Origin of the sequence: Shewanella mangrovi (genome assembly GCF_000753795.1) — a bacterium.
GTDB classification, from domain to species: domain Bacteria; phylum Pseudomonadota; class Gammaproteobacteria; order Enterobacterales; family Shewanellaceae; genus Shewanella; species Shewanella mangrovi.
This window is the reverse complement of sequence record NZ_JPEO01000005.1, coordinates 122679-140055: the sequence shown is the minus strand read 5'-3', so window position 1 is coordinate 140055 and position 17377 is coordinate 122679. Positions and strand designations below refer to the sequence as shown.

Annotated in this window: 14 protein-coding genes and 1 riboswitch; of the genes, 5 read left to right on the top strand and 9 right to left on the bottom strand. The window is 49.9% G+C overall.

All coding sequences use genetic code 11. From position 1 onward, the window contains the following. Window positions 1-59: 59 nt before the first annotated feature. Window positions 60-701, top strand: a complete 642-nt coding sequence (locus HR45_RS09265; RefSeq protein ID WP_081933437.1) for a carboxymuconolactone decarboxylase family protein — start codon at window positions 60-62, stop codon at window positions 699-701. A 158-nt stretch (window positions 702-859) separates the two neighbouring features. On the opposite strand, the gene HR45_RS09260 is transcribed toward HR45_RS09265, so the two are convergent. From HR45_RS09260 to ribB, 4 genes are all read right to left on the bottom strand, one after another. Next, entirely contained in the window at window positions 860-1519 is a 660-nt protein-coding gene (locus HR45_RS09260; protein ID WP_037442204.1) for a Bax inhibitor-1 family protein, read from the bottom strand. Between the two features lie 182 nt (window positions 1520-1701). Next, window positions 1702-2454: a molybdopterin-synthase adenylyltransferase MoeB gene (gene moeB / locus HR45_RS09255; protein WP_037442203.1), complete on the bottom strand. Its 753-nt coding sequence runs from the start codon at window positions 2452-2454 to the stop codon at window positions 1702-1704. A gap of 17 nt (window positions 2455-2471) precedes the next feature. Continuing rightward, a complete protein-coding gene (gene moeA, locus HR45_RS09250; protein ID WP_037442201.1) occupies window positions 2472-3716 on the bottom strand; it encodes a molybdopterin molybdotransferase MoeA in 1245 nt (414 codons plus the stop codon). Window positions 3717-3881: 165 nt separating this feature from the next. Continuing rightward, entirely contained in the window at window positions 3882-4535 is a 654-nt protein-coding gene (ribB, locus tag HR45_RS09245) for a 3,4-dihydroxy-2-butanone-4-phosphate synthase (protein ID WP_037442199.1), read from the bottom strand. A gap of 110 nt (window positions 4536-4645) precedes the next feature. Further along, window positions 4646-4834, bottom strand: a riboswitch (FMN riboswitch). Between the two features lie 201 nt (window positions 4835-5035). Between ribB and HR45_RS09240 the strand changes: the two genes are divergently transcribed. Then, window positions 5036-7183, top strand: a complete 2148-nt coding sequence (locus HR45_RS09240; RefSeq protein WP_037442197.1) for a S9 family peptidase — start codon at window positions 5036-5038, stop codon at window positions 7181-7183. A 7-nt stretch (window positions 7184-7190) separates the two neighbouring features. Then, window positions 7191-7469, top strand: coding sequence for a GIY-YIG nuclease family protein (locus tag HR45_RS09235; RefSeq protein WP_037442403.1), 279 nt, complete (start codon window positions 7191-7193; stop codon window positions 7467-7469). A gap of 310 nt (window positions 7470-7779) precedes the next feature. Here HR45_RS09235 and HR45_RS09230 read toward each other — a convergent pair whose 3' ends face one another. From HR45_RS09230 to HR45_RS09215, 4 genes are all read right to left on the bottom strand, one after another. Next, the gene (locus tag HR45_RS09230; RefSeq protein WP_037442195.1) at window positions 7780-9525 is read right to left on the bottom strand and encodes a tannase/feruloyl esterase family alpha/beta hydrolase; all 1746 of its coding nucleotides are present in this window, start codon (window positions 9523-9525) and stop codon (window positions 7780-7782) included. Between the two features lie 112 nt (window positions 9526-9637). After that, on the bottom strand, window positions 9638-10873 hold the full coding sequence (locus HR45_RS09225; RefSeq protein ID WP_037442193.1) for an OprD family outer membrane porin: 1236 nt from the start codon (window positions 10871-10873) through the stop codon (window positions 9638-9640). 216 nt (window positions 10874-11089) lie between these two features. Beyond that, window positions 11090-12589 carry an FAD-dependent oxidoreductase gene (locus HR45_RS09220; RefSeq protein ID WP_037442191.1) on the bottom strand — a complete coding sequence of 500 codons (1500 nt, stop codon included), beginning with the start codon at window positions 12587-12589 and terminating at the stop codon, window positions 11090-11092. A gap of 24 nt (window positions 12590-12613) precedes the next feature. Further along, a complete protein-coding gene (locus tag HR45_RS09215) occupies window positions 12614-12967 on the bottom strand; it encodes a cytochrome c3 family protein (protein WP_052074638.1) in 354 nt (117 codons plus the stop codon). A gap of 298 nt (window positions 12968-13265) precedes the next feature. Here HR45_RS09215 and HR45_RS09210 point away from each other — a divergent pair, with 298 nt between their 5' ends. After that, window positions 13266-13985, top strand: a complete 720-nt coding sequence (locus HR45_RS09210) for a FadR/GntR family transcriptional regulator (protein WP_156104047.1) — start codon at window positions 13266-13268, stop codon at window positions 13983-13985. A 494-nt stretch (window positions 13986-14479) separates the two neighbouring features. Beyond that, complete coding sequence (locus HR45_RS09205) at window positions 14480-16714, top strand: TonB-dependent receptor (RefSeq protein ID WP_156104052.1); 2235 nt, start codon at window positions 14480-14482, stop codon at window positions 16712-16714. A gap of 66 nt (window positions 16715-16780) precedes the next feature. On the opposite strand, the gene HR45_RS09200 is transcribed toward HR45_RS09205, so the two are convergent. Continuing rightward, on the bottom strand, window positions 16781-17257 hold the full coding sequence (locus HR45_RS09200; RefSeq protein ID WP_037442185.1) for a PadR family transcriptional regulator: 477 nt from the start codon (window positions 17255-17257) through the stop codon (window positions 16781-16783). Window positions 17258-17377 lie beyond the last annotated feature (120 nt).

The following is a 17377-nucleotide window of genomic DNA, read 5'->3' as shown; positions in this document are numbered from 1 at the left end:
TGCTCAACAGTTTCGTGTTGCTATTCATCTCAATATTTTGCGTTACGGAGGCACACGCGATGACATCAGAATTTGATACCAAAGAGCAAGCGATTATCCCTATTGCAGCCCACGCTGCTGCTGGCGAAATTGACCAGCTGCAAGCCAGTTTGAATGCGGGTTTAGATGCCGGGCTTACCGTCAACGAAATTAAAGAAGTGCTAGTGCAGCTCTACGCATATACAGGCTTTCCACGCAGCTTAAATGCGCTCGGCACCTTTATGAAAGTATTGGAAGAACGTAAGAGCAAAGGTATTAACGACACCGAAGGTGAAGCCGGAAAACCTATTCCTGCAGGCAAATCCAGCCTAGAAATTGGCGGTGCTAACCAAACTAAATTGGTTGGTCGTGAAGTTAAAGGCGCACTGTTTGACTTTGCTCCTGCAATTGACGAATACCTGAAAGCACACCTGTTTGGCGATATTTTTGAGCGCGGTGTACTGTCATGGAAACAACGTGAAGTTGCCACCATTGCAGCACTGGCCAATATGCAAGGGGTTAACAGCCAGTTAGGCGCCCACTACTTCATCAGCATGAACAATGGCATTACGCCTGAGCAGCTGAAAAGCTTTGTTGGTTTGATGAAAAAAGCCTGTGGTGATGACGTCGCTGCCAATGCTGAGCAAGTGCTTGAGCAGGCATTAGCGGCGGCCAAGAAATAGCAAAACCTATTTGATAGCTATCGGCCCGAGATCTTAACCCGTCAATCGCACACACTATTGTGTACTGTCTTTGACCCATGCGTGGACGATAGCGCATCGATAACAAAAAAGGCTCCTGCAGGAGCCTTTTTTGTTGGTCACGATTCCACCAGCGGTGGCTAACGGCGACTACCGAGAATGCGCAAAATACGCAGGAACAGGTTGATGATGTCCATGTACAGCGCCGCGGCGCTATCAATTGCGTTATCCACGGTTTTGGGGATCATATTAGCGCGTCCCCAGTCGTAGCCGATGTAACCACAGAAGATCACCGCCACGACCCAATCGAGAATGCTGTGGTGCACGTTGAAGATAAACATCTCTACCAACTCGACCACAATCACCACCAACAGTGAGATAAACAGTGCGCGGCCGATTTTAGCGAAAAAGGCAGGAAATAAAGTGCCCAGCACCATCATACCCAGCGTTACCAGCGTAGTAATGCGCATCGCTTCTACCACCAACATGGGGTCATAGCCGCTAACCACGACGTTGATCACTAAGCCAAACGGGATCACCACCAAGTTGTAGCCGATAAAGCTCACCACCGGACTGTCAGATTTGCTGAACATGGCGATGCCGATAAAACAGCAGACGAAGTAACCGCCAAAGAACAGCAGCGGAGGGACGGAGATAATAATACTTGGGTCGATGGTTTGCACCATCAGGTAGTTAATCGCGAAGCCCCACAGTAAGGTCAGGCCGATGATCAGGTTATACAGTTGGCTGCCGATCACCTTGTCGTTGGTGTCGCGGCGGTCAAATACGGTGTTTTCCATGTCGTTAAATTCCTTTTACATGCGAGCGCGCGGATCATCGCGATTTTTAGCACAAATGTCTACGACTGACGGCTGACTTTACCTTGGTAGGTCTCAATAACGTTAACACTGCCACCTGAGCAAATTAGGGCAGTAAAAAAGGTCGCCGATGGCGACCTTTAGTAAGCTGCGGACACGGCTACTTAGTGGCCACATACCGCACAGTTGGGCTGTTTCGGCAGTTTCATCTCGCGAAACTCCATGGTCATGGCATCGACCATCAAAATACGGCCATAGAGCGGTTTGCCCATCCCTGTGATCACTTTAATCGCCTCAGTCGCTTCTAAGCAGCCCATCATGCCGACCACAGGTGCCAAAATGCCGGCCTCAACACAGCTCAATTGCTGCTCGCCAAACAGACTGGAGAAACAGTGATAACAGGGTTGTGCGGCCTGATAGTTAAATACTGTGATCAGCCCTTCCATACGAATAGCTGCGGCAGATACCAAAGGTACCTTATGCTTAAAGCAGGCTCGATTGAGCTGATTGCGTACCATCAGATTGTCAGTGCAATCCACCACTATCGTGTGTTCCGCCACCAAAGCATCAATCTCTGGGTCATCCAGCACTTGATTGATAGTGTCAATGCTAAGGTGTGGATTGTGCTGCAGCAAACTCGCCTTGGCTGAGTCGACTTTGGCTTGGCCAACGTTAGCGTCGGTATGCAGCACTTGTCGCTGCAAGTTGGACACATCCACAGTGTCAAAGTCCACCAACGTTAGATGGCCAATACCGGCCACGGTCAGATACAGCGCGGCGGTACAACCTAAGCCGCCCGCGCCGATCATCAATACCCGTGATTGTTTGAGCAATTCCTGCCCGTCAATGTCCATTCCTTTGAGGGAGATCTGACGGCTATAACGCATCAGTTCACTATCAGACAGGATCTCATCCATTATCGCGACCTTGGGGGTTAGCAAAGCACAGAGTTAAAGGGTTCAACCGTAACGACACTGTCGGCAGCCACACTGCCTTGCATCTGCTCCAACACAATAAAGCAGTTGGCAGAGTGCATCGAGCTCATCTGAGATGAATCCTGCGAGCCAGTGGTGCAGACATGTAAACTACCATCTTCGGCACGACTCAAAATTCCGCGCTGATATTCAACACGGCCCGGCTTTTTGCCAATCGGGCTGGTCAATGTCGCTTGCAGCTGTAACGGCGTCACAGGCTTCATGCCCTGCAATTTATGCAGCAGCGGTAGCACCAGCTTGTAGAACGTCACCATCGTCGATACCGGATTCCCCGGCAAACCGCAGAAGATAGCGCTGCCGATATGTCCCATCGCAAATGGCTTACCCGGCTTCATCGCCAGCTTCCAAAAGGTGATTTTGCCTTCTTCATCGAGCACTTGCTTAGTGAAGTCGGCTTCACCAACAGACACGCCACCGGAGGTCAGCACCATGTCGGCCATTGATGCCGCTTGACGGAAAGCATCGCGGATCGACTCGCGGTCATCTTTGATCACGCCTAAATCAATCCACTCGACGCCCAAACGCTCCAACAAGCCTTTAATGGCATAGCGGTTGGAATCATAAATCTGCCCCGGCTGTAACTCACTGCCCAGTGGGCGCAGCTCATCTCCGGTGCTGAAGAAAGCGACTTTCACACGGCGAAACACCCGCACAGAAGCGAGACCAATGGTGGCAATCACGCCCATCTCCGCGGCACGGATCAGGGTGCCCGCTGTTAGCACTTTCTGACCAATCGCTAACTCACCCGCGCGATGGCGCACGTTTTCACCTTGCTGTTTGCACGGCTCCAGGGTGATGTTATCGCCATCAACCTGAGCGTATTCCTGCATCTGCACAGTATCGTAACCGGCAGGCACTTCTGCCCCAGTCATGATGCGCACGCAGCTGCCGGGTTCAAATTCCCCATCAAACGGATGACCCGCAAAAGAGCGGCCGATCAGCTTTAATGTGCCGGTTTGTGGCAAATCGGCAAAACGGTAGGCGTAACCATCCATGCCGGAATTATCAAACGGCGGCATTTCGATGCTGCTGGCGAGATCTTCCGCCAACACTCGACCTAATGCGTCGGTGAGCGCCACCGCTTCGGTGTCTTCAATAGTCGTGACTTGCTGTAACAGTTTGGGCAGGGCTTCATTCGGATGAAGCAATGTCGGTTGGGCGCAAGGGTCCTGTGGTTTGGACATAGACAACCTCGGAGTTCTTGAATGACGAATTGCGGGCTATTATGCCACGCTGAAACGCAACGCGCATATTTGCCCACAGAATTTGTTAGCCAGCGGCAACAATAAAAACGGCCAATCAACAATCACTGCCGACTGGCCGTACCTTAATTGCTGCGGAGCAAGAGCTTACACTGCCGCCGCCAACAGAGATTGGCGATAAGCGACAATATCTTCAATGCTCAGCACTGGCATGTTGTGCCGTTCACCAAAAGCGATAATGCCGGGCAAGCGCGCCATAGTGCCGTCTTCATTGGTGACTTCACACAGCACACCGGCAGGCTTGAGGCCCGCCAACTTCATCAAATCCACGGTCGCTTCAGTGTGGCCACGGCGAGCAAATACGCCATTTGCCTGAGCACGCAGCGGGAACACATGGCCGGGACGAGCTAAGTCTTCCGGCTTGGCATCGGCCGCAATGGCAGTTTTAACTGTGGTCACGCGATCCGCCGCTGAAACTCCGGTGGTCACGCCATGTTTGGCTTCAATACTGACCGTAAACGGCGTACCAAATTGACTTGAGTTATCCTGCACCATAGGTGCAAGGTTTAAGGCGTTCGCTTGTTCGTCGGTTAGACATAAACAGACAATGCCACTGCCTTCGCGAATAAGCAGCGCCATTTGTTGGCTGGTTAAGGTTTCAGCGGCAAAGATCATATCGCCTTCGTTTTCACGGTCTTCATCATCGACCACTAATACCCCATTGCCGTCACGTAATGCGGCAAGCGCAGTTTCAACGCGTTCAATAGGAGTACCAAAAGGCGTAAGCAGAGACTGATTCATGGTAAAAGTCCTTTAAAAACATGGTTTTTTACAGAATCAGGGCAAAAAAGAGATGGCACTGCGCATCGGCATGCACCGATGGCTATCTACTTCGACTAGACGAAGTTATGTCATATTCTCTCCCATCCGGACTGAACCAATCTGCAATTGGCAACACCGTCGGCTCTGGAATAATCAACTGCGGTTGATGGCACCAGATCTGCTGTCCTCGGCAACGCCGAGCGCTCGCGGGCTTTCGCAAGTCATATGACTGACGATTTACCGCCGGTGGGGAATCACACCCCGCCCTGAGAATAGTGGCTGATTGCTCAGCTCGGTTAAGATCATGCGCCTCAACCGAAGAAATAACAACACCTTGAATCACATTTATCATGCAACACTTGCGGTACAGGCCCGCTTATTGTCACTATAGTTGTTAATGGCCTGTTGTCTGTGTTCAGTGGCCGATTAGTGAGCTGTCAATCATTGATGATGATGGCACTGATAGCGGAAAAGAACTCATGATCAAACAGTTACGCCCCCTCGGATTGATAACCATCGCCTTATGGCTATGTGGATGCACAAATACCATGACCGCAGATAAACCTGTTGTACCGCCAGTGGCAACGAAAATACCGCATCAAATGACCACCCACGGTGTGACCCGTACCGACAACTATTACTGGTTGCGCGACGATAGCCGCACCAATCCTAAAATGCTGGATTATTTGACCCAGGAAAACGCTTACACCGCTGAAAAGCTCAAGCCGTTTGAGGGGCTGAAAAGCAAACTGTTTACTGAAATGACGGCAAGACTCAACCCAGCAGAGAGCTCGGCGCCATATAAATGGCATGCTCATTGGTATTCACGTCGTTTTGAAGCAGGTAAAGAATATCCCCTGCTGGAGCGGTCAGAGTCACTCAATGGCCGAGCACAGTTACTGCTCGACAGCAATCAACGCGCCGTCGGCCACGATTTTTACTCACTCGGTAGCGTCAGCATCAGTCCGAATGAACAGTTGATGGCATTTGCCGAAGACACGCTCAGCCGCCGCATCTTCAGCGTCTACATCAAGGATCTTAGCGCTGGTCAACTGCTGAATGATGTGCTGCAAAATGTGGATGAAGCGGGTCTGGCATGGAGTAAAGACAACCGCTATCTGTTTTATATTGCCAAAGATCCGCAAACACTGCTTGGCTATCAGGTATTTCGCCACAAATTGGGCACACCACAGGCGCAAGATCAGTTGGTCTATGAAGAGAAAGACGATGCTTACTATATCAGTCTCGGCAGTAGCCTAGATGAAAGCCGCGTGGTGCTGTCTTGTGAAAGCACCACCACAAGCGAAGTATTAGTGTTGGATAGCAGTGCGCCATTAGGGCAGTTTCAGGTGGTCACCCCGCGTGAAGAAGGTGTGGAATATCACATCGTCAAACGTGCCAACGACTTCTTTATTTTGACCAACTGGCAAGCGGAAAACTTCCGCTTAATGAAGGTCAATATGGCCGATGCCGCCGACAAAAATGCCTGGCAGCAGGTGATTGGCCACAATCCCGATGTATTGCTCGAAGAAGTATTGGTATTGGATAACTATCTGGCGTTGCAAACCCGTGAAAATGGTCTGACGCATATCGTAGTGTATCCAGATGCCAACCCGAATCGCGGCTATGAACTGCAATTTGATGATCCCGCATATGTGGTAAGCCTAGGCGTTAATCTCAACCAGCATGCACGTGAACTGCGAGTTCGTTACTCCAGTCCAACCACACCTGACTCCACCTATGTTTACGACTTAGATCAACCGGGTAAACGCACGCTGCTGAAGCAACGTCAGGTTGTAGGGGGCTTTGATAAGCACAATTATCAAAGTGAGCGGCTGCGCATCACCGCACGCGATGGCGCCTTAGTGCCGGTGACCTTGGTTTATCGTAAAGATAAGTTCCGCCACGATGGCACTAACCCGCTGTATGTCTACGGCTACGGCTCTTACGGCATCGTGATTGACCCTGACTTTGATGACGCAGTGCTGAGTCTGCTCGACCGCGGCGTAGTGTATGCCATTGCCCATGTGCGTGGCAGCGAAACGCTCGGCCGCGCTTGGTACGAAAATGGCAAACTGTTGCACAAGCAAAACAGCTTCAATGATTTTGAAGATGTCACCCGTGGTTTAGTGGCGGAGAAATATGGCGCCGCTGGCAAAGTGGTCGCCGCAGGTGGCAGTGCCGGTGGTCTGCTGATGGGCGCAGTTGCTAACCAAGCACCAGAGCTCTACCTCGCCATGGCTGCCCACGTACCGTTTGTGGATGTAGTGACCACTATGTTGGATGAATCAATCCCGCTCACCACCAACGAATATGATGAGTGGGGCAACCCGAATAAGAAAACCTACTTCGACTATATGTTGAGTTATTCCCCCTACGACAACATTAAGCAACAGGCCTACCCGCACCTGCTGGTCACCAGTGGCTTACATGATTCGCAGGTGCAGTATTTTGAACCAGCTAAATGGGTCGCCAAATTACGTGACTATAAAACTGACGACCATCTGTTGCTGCTCAACATGGATATGGAAGCAGGTCACGGCGGTAAGAGCGGGCGTTATCGTCGCTATGAAGATACGGCGTTAGAGTACGCCTTCTTCCTCAAACTGCTCGGCATTGAGCAGTAAGCTGCTGATGACTGAAACACAGCAATGGCACCTGTATATGATCCGCTGTCACGGCGGCGAGTTGTATACCGGCGTCACTACCGACGTCGAGCGCCGTTTTAAAGAGCATCAGGCAGGCGGCGCTAAAGCAGCAAAATACCTGCGAGGTCGCGGGCCGCTGCAGTTAGCGTATCATGAGTTGATTGGCGATAAACGCGCAGCACATCAACGGGAGTGGCAAGTGAAACAGCTATCGCGGACGCAAAAACTGCAACTGATAGCAAAAAAGGAGCAGGGTTCAAACTGAACCCTGCGGTCGGGAAGCCTTGCGTTGCGGTGAAACAAGCCACCACGCCGCAAGTCGACTAGGAGTAAAGCAGGAAACAGGCCAGAATTTAACAATTTGATTTATATTGCTTTTTGTTTATTTGATAATAACGGTTTAGCGGTTTTCGCTATTTAGTACAGTTTCTTACTATCGTCTGTATGCTTGATTTAGGTCGCCCTCACCATCCTTCACTCGTCACGTCAGCCACTTAGGCCACTGATAAAAAAGGCAGCCTGCAATACAGGCTGCCAAACGGTGTCAACTAATAGAGAACCAAACGAACTAATAGTTATTCAGGGGCTTTACAGCTAAAGCTCGCGGCATCTTCTACGCTACCGCTGCCATTGTAAGTGGCAATTTGAGGGTACGGACACAATGGACGTGTACGTTGTGCTGACCAGTCCGCTGGCAACTCAGCATTGTCGGCACGTACAGAGGCTTCAATCGCTTCTGGCTCAGTGCCATCTTCCACCCAGCTCACCAGCTTATCTAAGGCATCAAACTTGTCAGTCGCAGGACCACGACCACAGTGGTTCATGCCCGGCACCAGATACAGACGTGCAAATTTGTCTGCTTCGTTGGTGTTGGCCGCTTCTAAACCGTTATACCAGTTGATGGTGTCTTGCACAGAGAACACAGGATCTGAGGTACCGTGAATCGCCAGAATCTTTGCGCCACGATCACGCAAGGTGCCCATATCGGTTGGATCCACCGGCGGCATAAAGTCCATACCCGCTTCGGTATAGGTCGCATCAGTGGCATAGATTTTTGGAGCATCGGTATCCATGCTGAAGTTTTTCACGTAGTTATACGCATCCGCTTCAGTGTTCCCCAACAGTGTAGGCGGAGTGCTGAAGATAAAGGCAACAGCACCTGGGTCACGCATCATGGCCATGAAGTATTCCCAGCTGAAGTAATCATCAGTCCCCATGCCTGCATCATATGGGAAGTTGGTGTAGATCGCTTCACCAGCAGTGTTATGTGCACCGCCCATAATGTTGCTCAGCACATCTTTTTGCGCCTGCGTCAGACAGGTTCCATCGCGGTCACCAGCACAGGTTGGCACGTCGCGATTCAGATCAAAGGCGTCCTGACACGCTTCGAGTGCGTTGACCATACCATCGGCTGCACCATCCAACGCATCGCATTGCGCCAATACCGCTTTTGACACCACACCAAACTCTTGTTCAGTGATAGCGCCTTGAATGCTGGCCAGAATATCGTTCGGATCCACGTCCACCAAGCTGGAGTACTGTTGAATACCGTACATTTGATCAACCGCCGCTTTCGGTAGGTTGAAGCCTGGGTTACCGACAAGGAAGCCGTCATACAGATCCGCATAACGGGTTGCTGCCACCATAGTGTGACGACCACCGTTAGAACAGCCACCAAAGTAAGAACGATCTGGCTGCTTACCATAAGCCGTCTCAATCAAGGATTTGGCCATAGGTGTTAACTGCGCCACCGCGTTGTAGCCGTAGTCTTTACGAGCTTGCGGATCTAAACCAAATGTCGGTGTAGGCGATGGGTGCCCGGCGTCAGAGCTGATCACCGCAAACCCTTTGTTCAAGGCACCAGAGTCGGCCCCACCAGAGAATAGGAAGCGACCAACAGCCTTGGCAACTGAGCCATCTAAACCACCGTTGGCTTGATAGTAAAAGCGGCCGTTCCAATCGACCGGCAGACGCATCTCAAAACCGATGCGATAAGTGGTATCACCCGCGATGCCCTTGCCAGTACGTTCATTCATGTAACCGGTGATCACACAGTGAGCTGGTGCATTGTAAGCTTCGCTGTCGTTGTAACTGACCGCGCCTGCGGCAACGGTGTGGGCATCGGTAATCACTGTGCTATCAAAGCTAAATTGGGTCGCAAGATCTTCACAGCTATTCAATGAGCCCGGTGTGGCTTCGCCTAAAATTGGCAGCGTATTGGCAGTGTTTTCGTCGTTGTTATGGCCGTTACCATTACAACCCCACATCGCCAGACACAAAGGTGCAATAGCAAGTGGTAACAGGAAATTCGTTTTTTTCATGTAAAACCTTCCCTTCCAAATGACCTTGGTCATTCAGATATATGATTTTTCATTTTATCGAGGAGAAATGGCCCCGCCCGGGAGCAGTGGGCGGAGCCATAGGGACGCGGAATTAGTGACCGAGTTTGAAGTTGTAGTAGATGAACAGACGCAGATCGTCGATATCTTCGCCGCCATCAACGTCAACCATGGCGTAGCGAACGCGAGTGCTCAGACCTTTCAACACAGGGTCCAGCTTGTAGATAACAGAGAAGTCAGTTTCGGTGAAGTCATTGCCCATGCCTTCTGGCACGTCATAATCACCGTAGAATACGTAAGCGCTCAGGCCATCAACACCTGCTTTGCTGAAGTCATAGTTCAGACGAGCAGCGTATACGTCTTCTTGGCCACGAGTACATTGGTACACTTGTTGGATAACCACTTTCTCATCGCCCCATGGCGCCAATAGGCCTTGATCGCCAGTTTCTGCATAGAACAATGTCAGATCAGCACCTGCGTATTTCACGCCCAGGTGAGTACCCCATTGGTAAGTATCCAATTCGTTAGCAGTTTCGTTACCGATAGAATCTTGCTTCAGGTAAGAAGGCGTCAGATAAAACTCTGCATCACCAACAGGAATAGACAGGTTCAACTTAGCATAAACTTCGTTGAATACGTCTGGCATGCGGTAATCCCATACGTTAGCGGTCAGTTTCAGCGCAGAACCCGTTGGGACATTGTATGTAGCACCCAGCGCATAAACTGGCTTATCAGCCACATTAACCTGGATACCTTGGCGTGCATATTCGCCAGCAACGGCTTGGTTAACAGACACGAACGTAGTGTCAGTCCAGCCCATGCTGTCGGTGATGTACAAACCGGTCAGTTTCAGGTTGTCGATGCTGTTGTTAACCACAGACACGCCGCGGAAAGTACGTGGAATAGCGCGAATGTCGTGTGGGTTCATCATTGGGGTACGCAGTTCTTGAGCGCCCACTTTGATGTCGGTGTTAAACCAGTTACCTTCAACGAAGTATTCCTGCATACGGTTCACGTTAGAGTGTTTACCGTCTTCACGGCCCAGCAGACCGTAGATGCCTTGGTTTTCGTCAACGAACATACGGTTAGCAGACGCAAAGCTTGCACCAAATTTTATGCCGTTTACTTCAGCAGTACGGTACTTAAAGATGCCGCCGAAGGTAGTATCGTGGCGAGTTTGAGTGTCGCCATTAAAGCTACGAGTGAAATCGAACATACGGAACTGACCGGTCAAAGAACCGTTAGTAAACATATCGTCGACAGTGGTTTCCGCCATAGCTGGCACTGCTAGCGCAGCCAACAAGGCAACAGAAAGATATTTTTTGTTCATAGTTGTAACTTCCGGTGAAAAGGCCTCGACCCAGCTCGTGGCCTTAAGGTTGTGTTACTTATTGCTTTTTAAAGCACCTAATCACTCGACCCAGTTCGAGCACTTAGGTTGTCCCTCGAGCATTGTTCCCAGAGCAACTACTCGAAAAGGTGTAACTCTGTACTTGCCGCAGTTAAGAGCCCGACCCAGTTCGGGCTCTTGTCTGCTTAGCTACGCTTATTTTTTCACGTAGTTAGCGACGGCAGTTTCTGCGGCAATCCGGCCGGAGTTCACTGCGAAGCCTAAGGTGCCACCACCCAACATCAGGTCGTAGCTGTCGCCGTACATACCGCCAGCGTCGTTACCGGTCACAAACAGACCATCAATCGGCTCACCAGTGGTTTTGCTGATTGCTTGGGTGTGTTCATTGATCTTCACGCCACCCAGAGTGCCCAGTGCGCGAGGTTGCAGACGAGTTGCGTAGTAAGGTGGTTTTGCCACTGAACGCAGGTAAACGGCTTGTTTGTAGTACTCGGTATCTTCGTGAGCTGCCGCCATCTCGTTGTTTTTATCCACAGAGGCTTGCAGTACTTTTGGATCCATACCCAGCTTTTTCGCCAGTTCTGGAATGGTGTTCGCTTTCACGACGTCGCCTTTTTCAATCGCTTTATCCAACTCGTTTGGCAACTTGGTCAGCTTAGTACCGGCGATAACCCATTCACCCAAAGGCATGTGGATACCTTTGTCAATGAACATGTTTTTGGTGTTTTCGTCGTAGATTGAGAAGGCTTTGCCACCCAGACGTTCCAGTGCGTTACCGGCAAATGGCCACAGCACAACAGAAGATTCGTCGGTGTAACGGATGCCTTTTGGATCAACCCAGAAGTAAGGTTGAACAGCCGCCGCGATCATTTGGTTATTTGGCGCATAACCTGGCAGACCTGGACGGTAAGATTGCATTACGTGAACGCCTTCTTCAGCGGCACCTGCGTTCCACGCCATGTTGATACCGTCGCCGTCTTTACCGATCTGGCCGATAAATACCATGTCTGGATATGGCGAGTATTTTTCCATCATCTCTTTGTTGTTGGCGTAACCGCCGGTAGAGATGATCACGGCTTTAGCGTGTACAATCACGTCTTCGCCGTCTTTGGTTTTACCCTTAACGCCAACCACTTTACCGTTTTCGGTGATCAGCTCATGACCGGCAGTTTTCAGCAGCAGCTTGCCGCCCATCTTGTCGAACTGTTCAGTGAAGGTCTTGATCATCGCTTTAGAGTGACCTTCGATCACGTGCCAAGTCAGTACGCCACCTGGGCCGCCTGGACCGATGTATTCGAACTTAACGCCCATGTCTTTCAACCAGTCGATGGTTGAACCAGACTTGTTCACGAACGCAGAAACCAATGGCGCGTTAGCTTTCCAGTGGCTGTAATCCATGATGGTTTTGAAGGCTTCTTCTTTGGTAACGATGATGCCTTGACGGTGTTGCATGCTACTTTCGCAAGCAAAGATACCTTCGGCGAAATTACCAGTACCGCCGTTTTTAGCTTGTTTTTCTAGGGTGACAACTTTGGCGCCAAGCTGAGCAGCTTGCACACTCGCAGCCATACCTGAAGCACCAGCACCTACAACCACCACATCAGTGTCCATATTGATGGTGGCCCATGCTGGCATACTGAACATCGTTGCAGCCGTCAGCGCTAAGGCGGTTTTGACAAATGTTCTTTTTTTCATTGTGTTTACCTCTTTGAGGGGTTTTTACGGAGTAACAAAATCGAACCCATGGCACTCGTTACAAACGGCCTTGGACGGCTTATGGATGTGGTGACACTCGGTACAATCGAGCTCTCCCATATGCCCATCGATATGTGGGTTTACTTCTAAATCGGTTTTGCCTTCCGTTAATGCACGGACAGCTTCATAACTCTGGTGACAGCTCAAACAGCCTTCCATGGTGCCGGCCTGCTTCATACCCTTGGTATGGCAAGACTTACACGCCACATGGTTGGCTTTATGGCTACCACGCAATTCAATAGCGTTAGCATTTATGGTCAGCAGCATGGCTGACATCGCTAAAGCGGAAATCGATAGGTAACGCAGTAATGTAGACATCGTTTTATTAGCTTTGGTAACTAAACGGCATATATAAAACGTATGACATATGACTTTATCGGTAAATTAATTGATTTTGATTCTGAACAAGCAATCACAAAAAACTTGAATAGTGAAAAATAGATCACTTTTTTTTACGGGATTTTATTAGCAAGTTATTGTTTTTAAAGGGGTGATTTAGCACCTACTAATTGTGAGATGGGTTAAATTAAATAGAGGGTTTGTGACGTGGATTGCTACTGATTAATATTCAAATAGTGGTATAGTGAATGCACTTTTCCGCCCCTAGGATTTGTCTTTGGAAACTTTTAAACCGGTCAAGCAGATAAAAGCGTCTGATGAAGTTGCTCAGCAACTGCGCACGGCTATTTTTGATGGCACTTATCAAGCAGGTCACAAACTTCCTTCAGAGCGAGAACTCATTGAGTCGTTCATGGTGAGTCGTACTGTGGTACGTGAAGCCATTAAAGGACTTGAAGCAAGTGGTTTGGTTGAAATAAAACAAGGTGCTACCGGCGGAGCCTTCGTTAAAGCCATAACCTTTGAGCGCATGAGCTCGGCCTGCAATGACCTGTTTTTTATGGGAAAACTCTCCTTCACCGAATTGTGTGAAGCGCGTTTGCTGATCGAACCGATGATCGCCCGTTTAGCGGCAAAAAACTGCACTAAAGCTGACGCCGAAGAGCTCATGCAAGCGCATCGCAGCGAAAGTGATAATTTAGCCTACCCGCACACTGTGGTACTGCGTCAGAAAGTGCACCATTTGCTGGCAGATATGACCGGCAACCGCTTCTTGGCTGGTATCACCAAATCGTTGCTGCAAGTGCTGGCTAACATTACCAATCAGTTTGAACCAGACACTAACGTTATTCACCCGGCTGGACTGCACTTGGAAGTGATTAACGCAGTAATCGCTAATGATGAAGAAGCCGCTGCCCAAGCGATGTATAACCACCTCAAAGGTTTCCTCGACCGCTTGCAGCACATCGAATCTGACTTCCGCAATACCAAAGAATAATCCCCTGTTCCGGCGCCATGCAGCGCGCCGGCAACGCAATTCTCAGCGGCACTATCGCCCTAGCGTCATCTGACAAACGTCACCACTTTCTCCCGGTAGCCATGCCTGCGCGCTAAGCTGCGCCGATCTCGCGACATTCACGGCATGTTTTGTATCACTTAGCAAATGGTACTTATCAAATGCATAACCTACTGATAACAAAAAGGCGAACCGTCGTTGCCTTTTTCGTACAAATGAATACGACTTCTGTCGCATTATCTGCTGAATAAATCGGCAAAATTGCAGCAAAAAATGCTGTTGGATGCTGAAAAAACATAGATTGCTACTTTATTGAACAAAAAGTAGACGGTATATTTCAAAATTGAAACATTTAAGTTTCATCTGAAAAACGATGCAGTTAAAATGCCGCGCAATCGCAGACCACTTCCGCGTAAGAAGAGAGTGGCTGCATGATTCACAGCAATGCTTTTATACAAACAAGAGACCCTACGATGATGAACAATTTTTCGAAATTATTCCTGAGCGTACAGGCCGCGTTACTCGCGACTGGCTCAATGGCATATGCGGCCGAAGCAACTCAAGACGACCAAAACGACGGTAAACTGGAACGCATTATGGTAACTGCGCAAAAGCGCGTACAAAATGCACAAGAAGTGCCGTTGGCCATCTCTGCGCTGAAAAGCAGTGAATTGGAAAATCTGGGCGCTGCCGGTAACGACCTGCGTTTCATGGCTTCACGTATTCCTAGCCTGAACATCGAATCTTCTTTCGGCCGTACCTTCCCACGTTTCTATATCCGTGGCATGGGTAATACCGATTTCGATTTGAACTCATCACAACCTGTATCTTTGGTCGTCGATGACGTGGTACAAGAAAACGCCATCCTGAAAGGCTACCCAATCTTCGATATGGAACGCGTAGAAGTGCTGCGTGGCCCACAAGGCAGCCTGTTTGGTCGTAACACCACTGCTGGTATCATCAAACTCGATACCAAAAAACCAACACAAGAATTCAGCGCTTACGCGAAAGCATCATACGGTACCTTCAACACTACTAACATTGAAGGCGCAGTAGGTGGCGGCCTGACTGACACAGTTTCAGCACGTTTATCTGTATTAGATCAACAACGTGATGACTGGGTCGATAACAAAGCCCCTGGTTTTGAAAAGAAAGATCAGCTGGAAGGCTACCATGACAAAGCAGCTCGCCTGCAAGTCCTGTGGGAACCAAACAGCGATTTCAGCGCACTGGTTAACCTGCACTACCGTGACCTTGATGGCACCCCACGTGTAAACCATGCTAATGCGATGCAAGTCGGCGGTAATGATCTGGTTGACGGTTTTGACCGTGACACCGTTTATCAAAACGCTGCCAGCCGTGCAGAGCAAACAGTGACCACTAAAGGCGGTAGCGCGAAACTCGAATACAACTTCGGCGACTACACACTGACCTCTATCACCGCTTACGAGAAAGCAGAAGCATACTCTCGTGCAGACGTTGACGGTGGCTACACTTCAGCAACCCCAGGTATCAGCGTTGTTGGTTTCAACTCTGAATCTGCTGACGGCCTGCCGAAGCATCATCAATTGACACAAGAACTGCGCATCGCCACCAACGAGCTAGGTCGTTTGGATTGGCAAGCGGGTGTGTTCTACTTCGATGAAGAGCTGAACATCGACAGCTATGACTTTGATAGCAATGGCGCGCAAGACGGTTTCGCTTATCAGAAGCAAGACACCAAAGCATGGGCGGTATTCGGTTCGTTAGATTTTGATGTGACTGACGAATTCAAAGTGACTGCGGGTATTCGTTACTCACACGATAAGAAAGACTTTGAAGCACAACGTCTAGTATCACCTATCGGTGGCGGCGCAACTGACGTATTGTACGCAAACCCTTCAGACGGCCAAATCAGCTGGGATCTCAGCGGTGTGTACACTCTGACACCTGACGTCAACCTGTATGGTCGCGTAGCACAAGGCTTCCGCGCACCATCAATCCAAGGTCGTTTGCTGTTCGGTGACGAAGTGACAGTGGCAGATTCTGAAACGATGACCAGCGCTGAGTTGGGTATCAAGTCTGACATTCTGGACAACCGTGGTCGCGTTAACTTCGACGTTTACTACTACCAGCTGGATAACCAGCAGCTGACTGCTGTAGGCGGTGGTACTAACTACAACCGTCTGATCAACGCTGATAAATCTGTTGGTTACGGTGCTGAAATGGACTCACAGTTTGCCGTTACTCGTAACTTCATGGTAACTGCTGGCGTGAGCTACAACCACACTGAAATCCAAGACGACCAACTAGCTGTTGGCGTATGTGGTAGCGGCTGTACCGTGACAGATCCAATCGACGCCAATGGCAACGCTATCATCGATGGCAACCCACTGCCACAAGCGCCAAAATGGACAGTTAACATGACCGCGAACTACACCTACCCATTGGCGGACGGTGAACTGTTTGCGAGCACTGACTGGGCTTACCGCTCTTCAGTTAACTTCTTCCTGTACGAATCTAAAGAATTCGAAAGCCGCTACCTGTTAGAAGGTGGTCTACGCGCAGGTTACCGTTGGACTGCGGGTAACACAGATTACGAAGTAGCTGCGTATGGTCGTAACATCACCAACACGACTCGTGTAACAGGTGCTATCGACTTCAACAACTTGACTGGCTTCGTCAACGATCCACGTGTTGTGGGTGTTGAGCTGAAAGCAAGCTTCTTCTAAGCTGGCTTTAGCCGGTAACGAAAAACGCCCTGCACTGCAGGGCGTTTTTTTATGGCCATTCGTGACTTATTGCGACTGTTCAATCGCAAGCGACGCACGCTGCAGAATATCAGCGACGGCGGCAATCCGCGCTTTATTCAGTGGCGTAGAGCTTATAGCTTTATCCAGCGTTTGCTGCAGCTGTGTCATCGCCAGCATTATCACTTCAGTGCTTGGTAGAGCCTCTGGCAAGGTACCTTGCAGCCGTGCCAACACCGCTTGAATATGCGGCGCTTCCACCAGCAAATGTTGTTTGCCAGCCTCGGTTAACTGAAACTGCTGGCTACCGTCAGCGTCCATGCGAACGCCACTCCCACAGATAAACCCCGCTACTTCCAAAGAGGCTAATGCTGGGTAAATTTCTGCTGGGCTAGGTTGATGCTCTTCACCGACTAAGTTGGCGATCCCTTTGATTAACTCGTGGCCGTGAGCCGGGCGCTGTTGCAACAAATACATCACCAAGCTCTTCACCTCGCCACGCTGAAAATAACGCTGTTGAGGCATAATTGTTTGTCCTAAAACTGTATTGGCCAGTTAACACAGCAACAGACCAACTCCCTGAAAAATTGACTCAGGCAACACTGTCACGCCAAGCACGGCTCGATACCTAGACAATTTTGCCAG

What these genes read in the sequence shown, in the direction of transcription:
- HR45_RS09240 (WP_037442197.1), top strand. Translation starts at nt 5,036, where the DNA reads ATGATCAAACAGTTACGCCCCCTCGGATTGATAACCATCGCCTTATGG.
- HR45_RS09230 (WP_037442195.1), bottom strand. Translation starts at nt 9,525, where the DNA reads ATGAAAAAAACGAATTTCCTGTTACCACTTGCTATTGCACCTTTGTGT.
- HR45_RS09260 (WP_037442204.1), bottom strand. Translation starts at nt 1,519, where the DNA reads ATGGAAAACACCGTATTTGACCGCCGCGACACCAACGACAAGGTGATC.
- ribB (WP_037442199.1), bottom strand. Translation starts at nt 4,535, where the DNA reads ATGAATCAGTCTCTGCTTACGCCTTTTGGTACTCCTATTGAACGCGTT.
- moeA (WP_037442201.1), bottom strand. Translation starts at nt 3,716, where the DNA reads ATGTCCAAACCACAGGACCCTTGCGCCCAACCGACATTGCTTCATCCG.
- HR45_RS09235 (WP_037442403.1), top strand. Translation starts at nt 7,191, where the DNA reads ATGACTGAAACACAGCAATGGCACCTGTATATGATCCGCTGTCACGGC.
- HR45_RS09225 (WP_037442193.1), bottom strand. Translation starts at nt 10,873, where the DNA reads ATGAACAAAAAATATCTTTCTGTTGCCTTGTTGGCTGCGCTAGCAGTG.
- HR45_RS09215 (WP_052074638.1), bottom strand. Translation starts at nt 12,967, where the DNA reads ATGTCTACATTACTGCGTTACCTATCGATTTCCGCTTTAGCGATGTCA.
- HR45_RS09220 (WP_037442191.1), bottom strand. Translation starts at nt 12,589, where the DNA reads ATGAAAAAAAGAACATTTGTCAAAACCGCCTTAGCGCTGACGGCTGCA.
- HR45_RS09205 (WP_156104052.1), top strand. Translation starts at nt 14,480, where the DNA reads ATGAACAATTTTTCGAAATTATTCCTGAGCGTACAGGCCGCGTTACTC.
- HR45_RS09200 (WP_037442185.1), bottom strand. Translation starts at nt 17,257, where the DNA reads ATGCCTCAACAGCGTTATTTTCAGCGTGGCGAGGTGAAGAGCTTGGTG.
- moeB (WP_037442203.1), bottom strand. Translation starts at nt 2,454, where the DNA reads ATGGATGAGATCCTGTCTGATAGTGAACTGATGCGTTATAGCCGTCAG.
- HR45_RS09265 (WP_081933437.1), top strand. Translation starts at nt 60, where the DNA reads ATGACATCAGAATTTGATACCAAAGAGCAAGCGATTATCCCTATTGCA.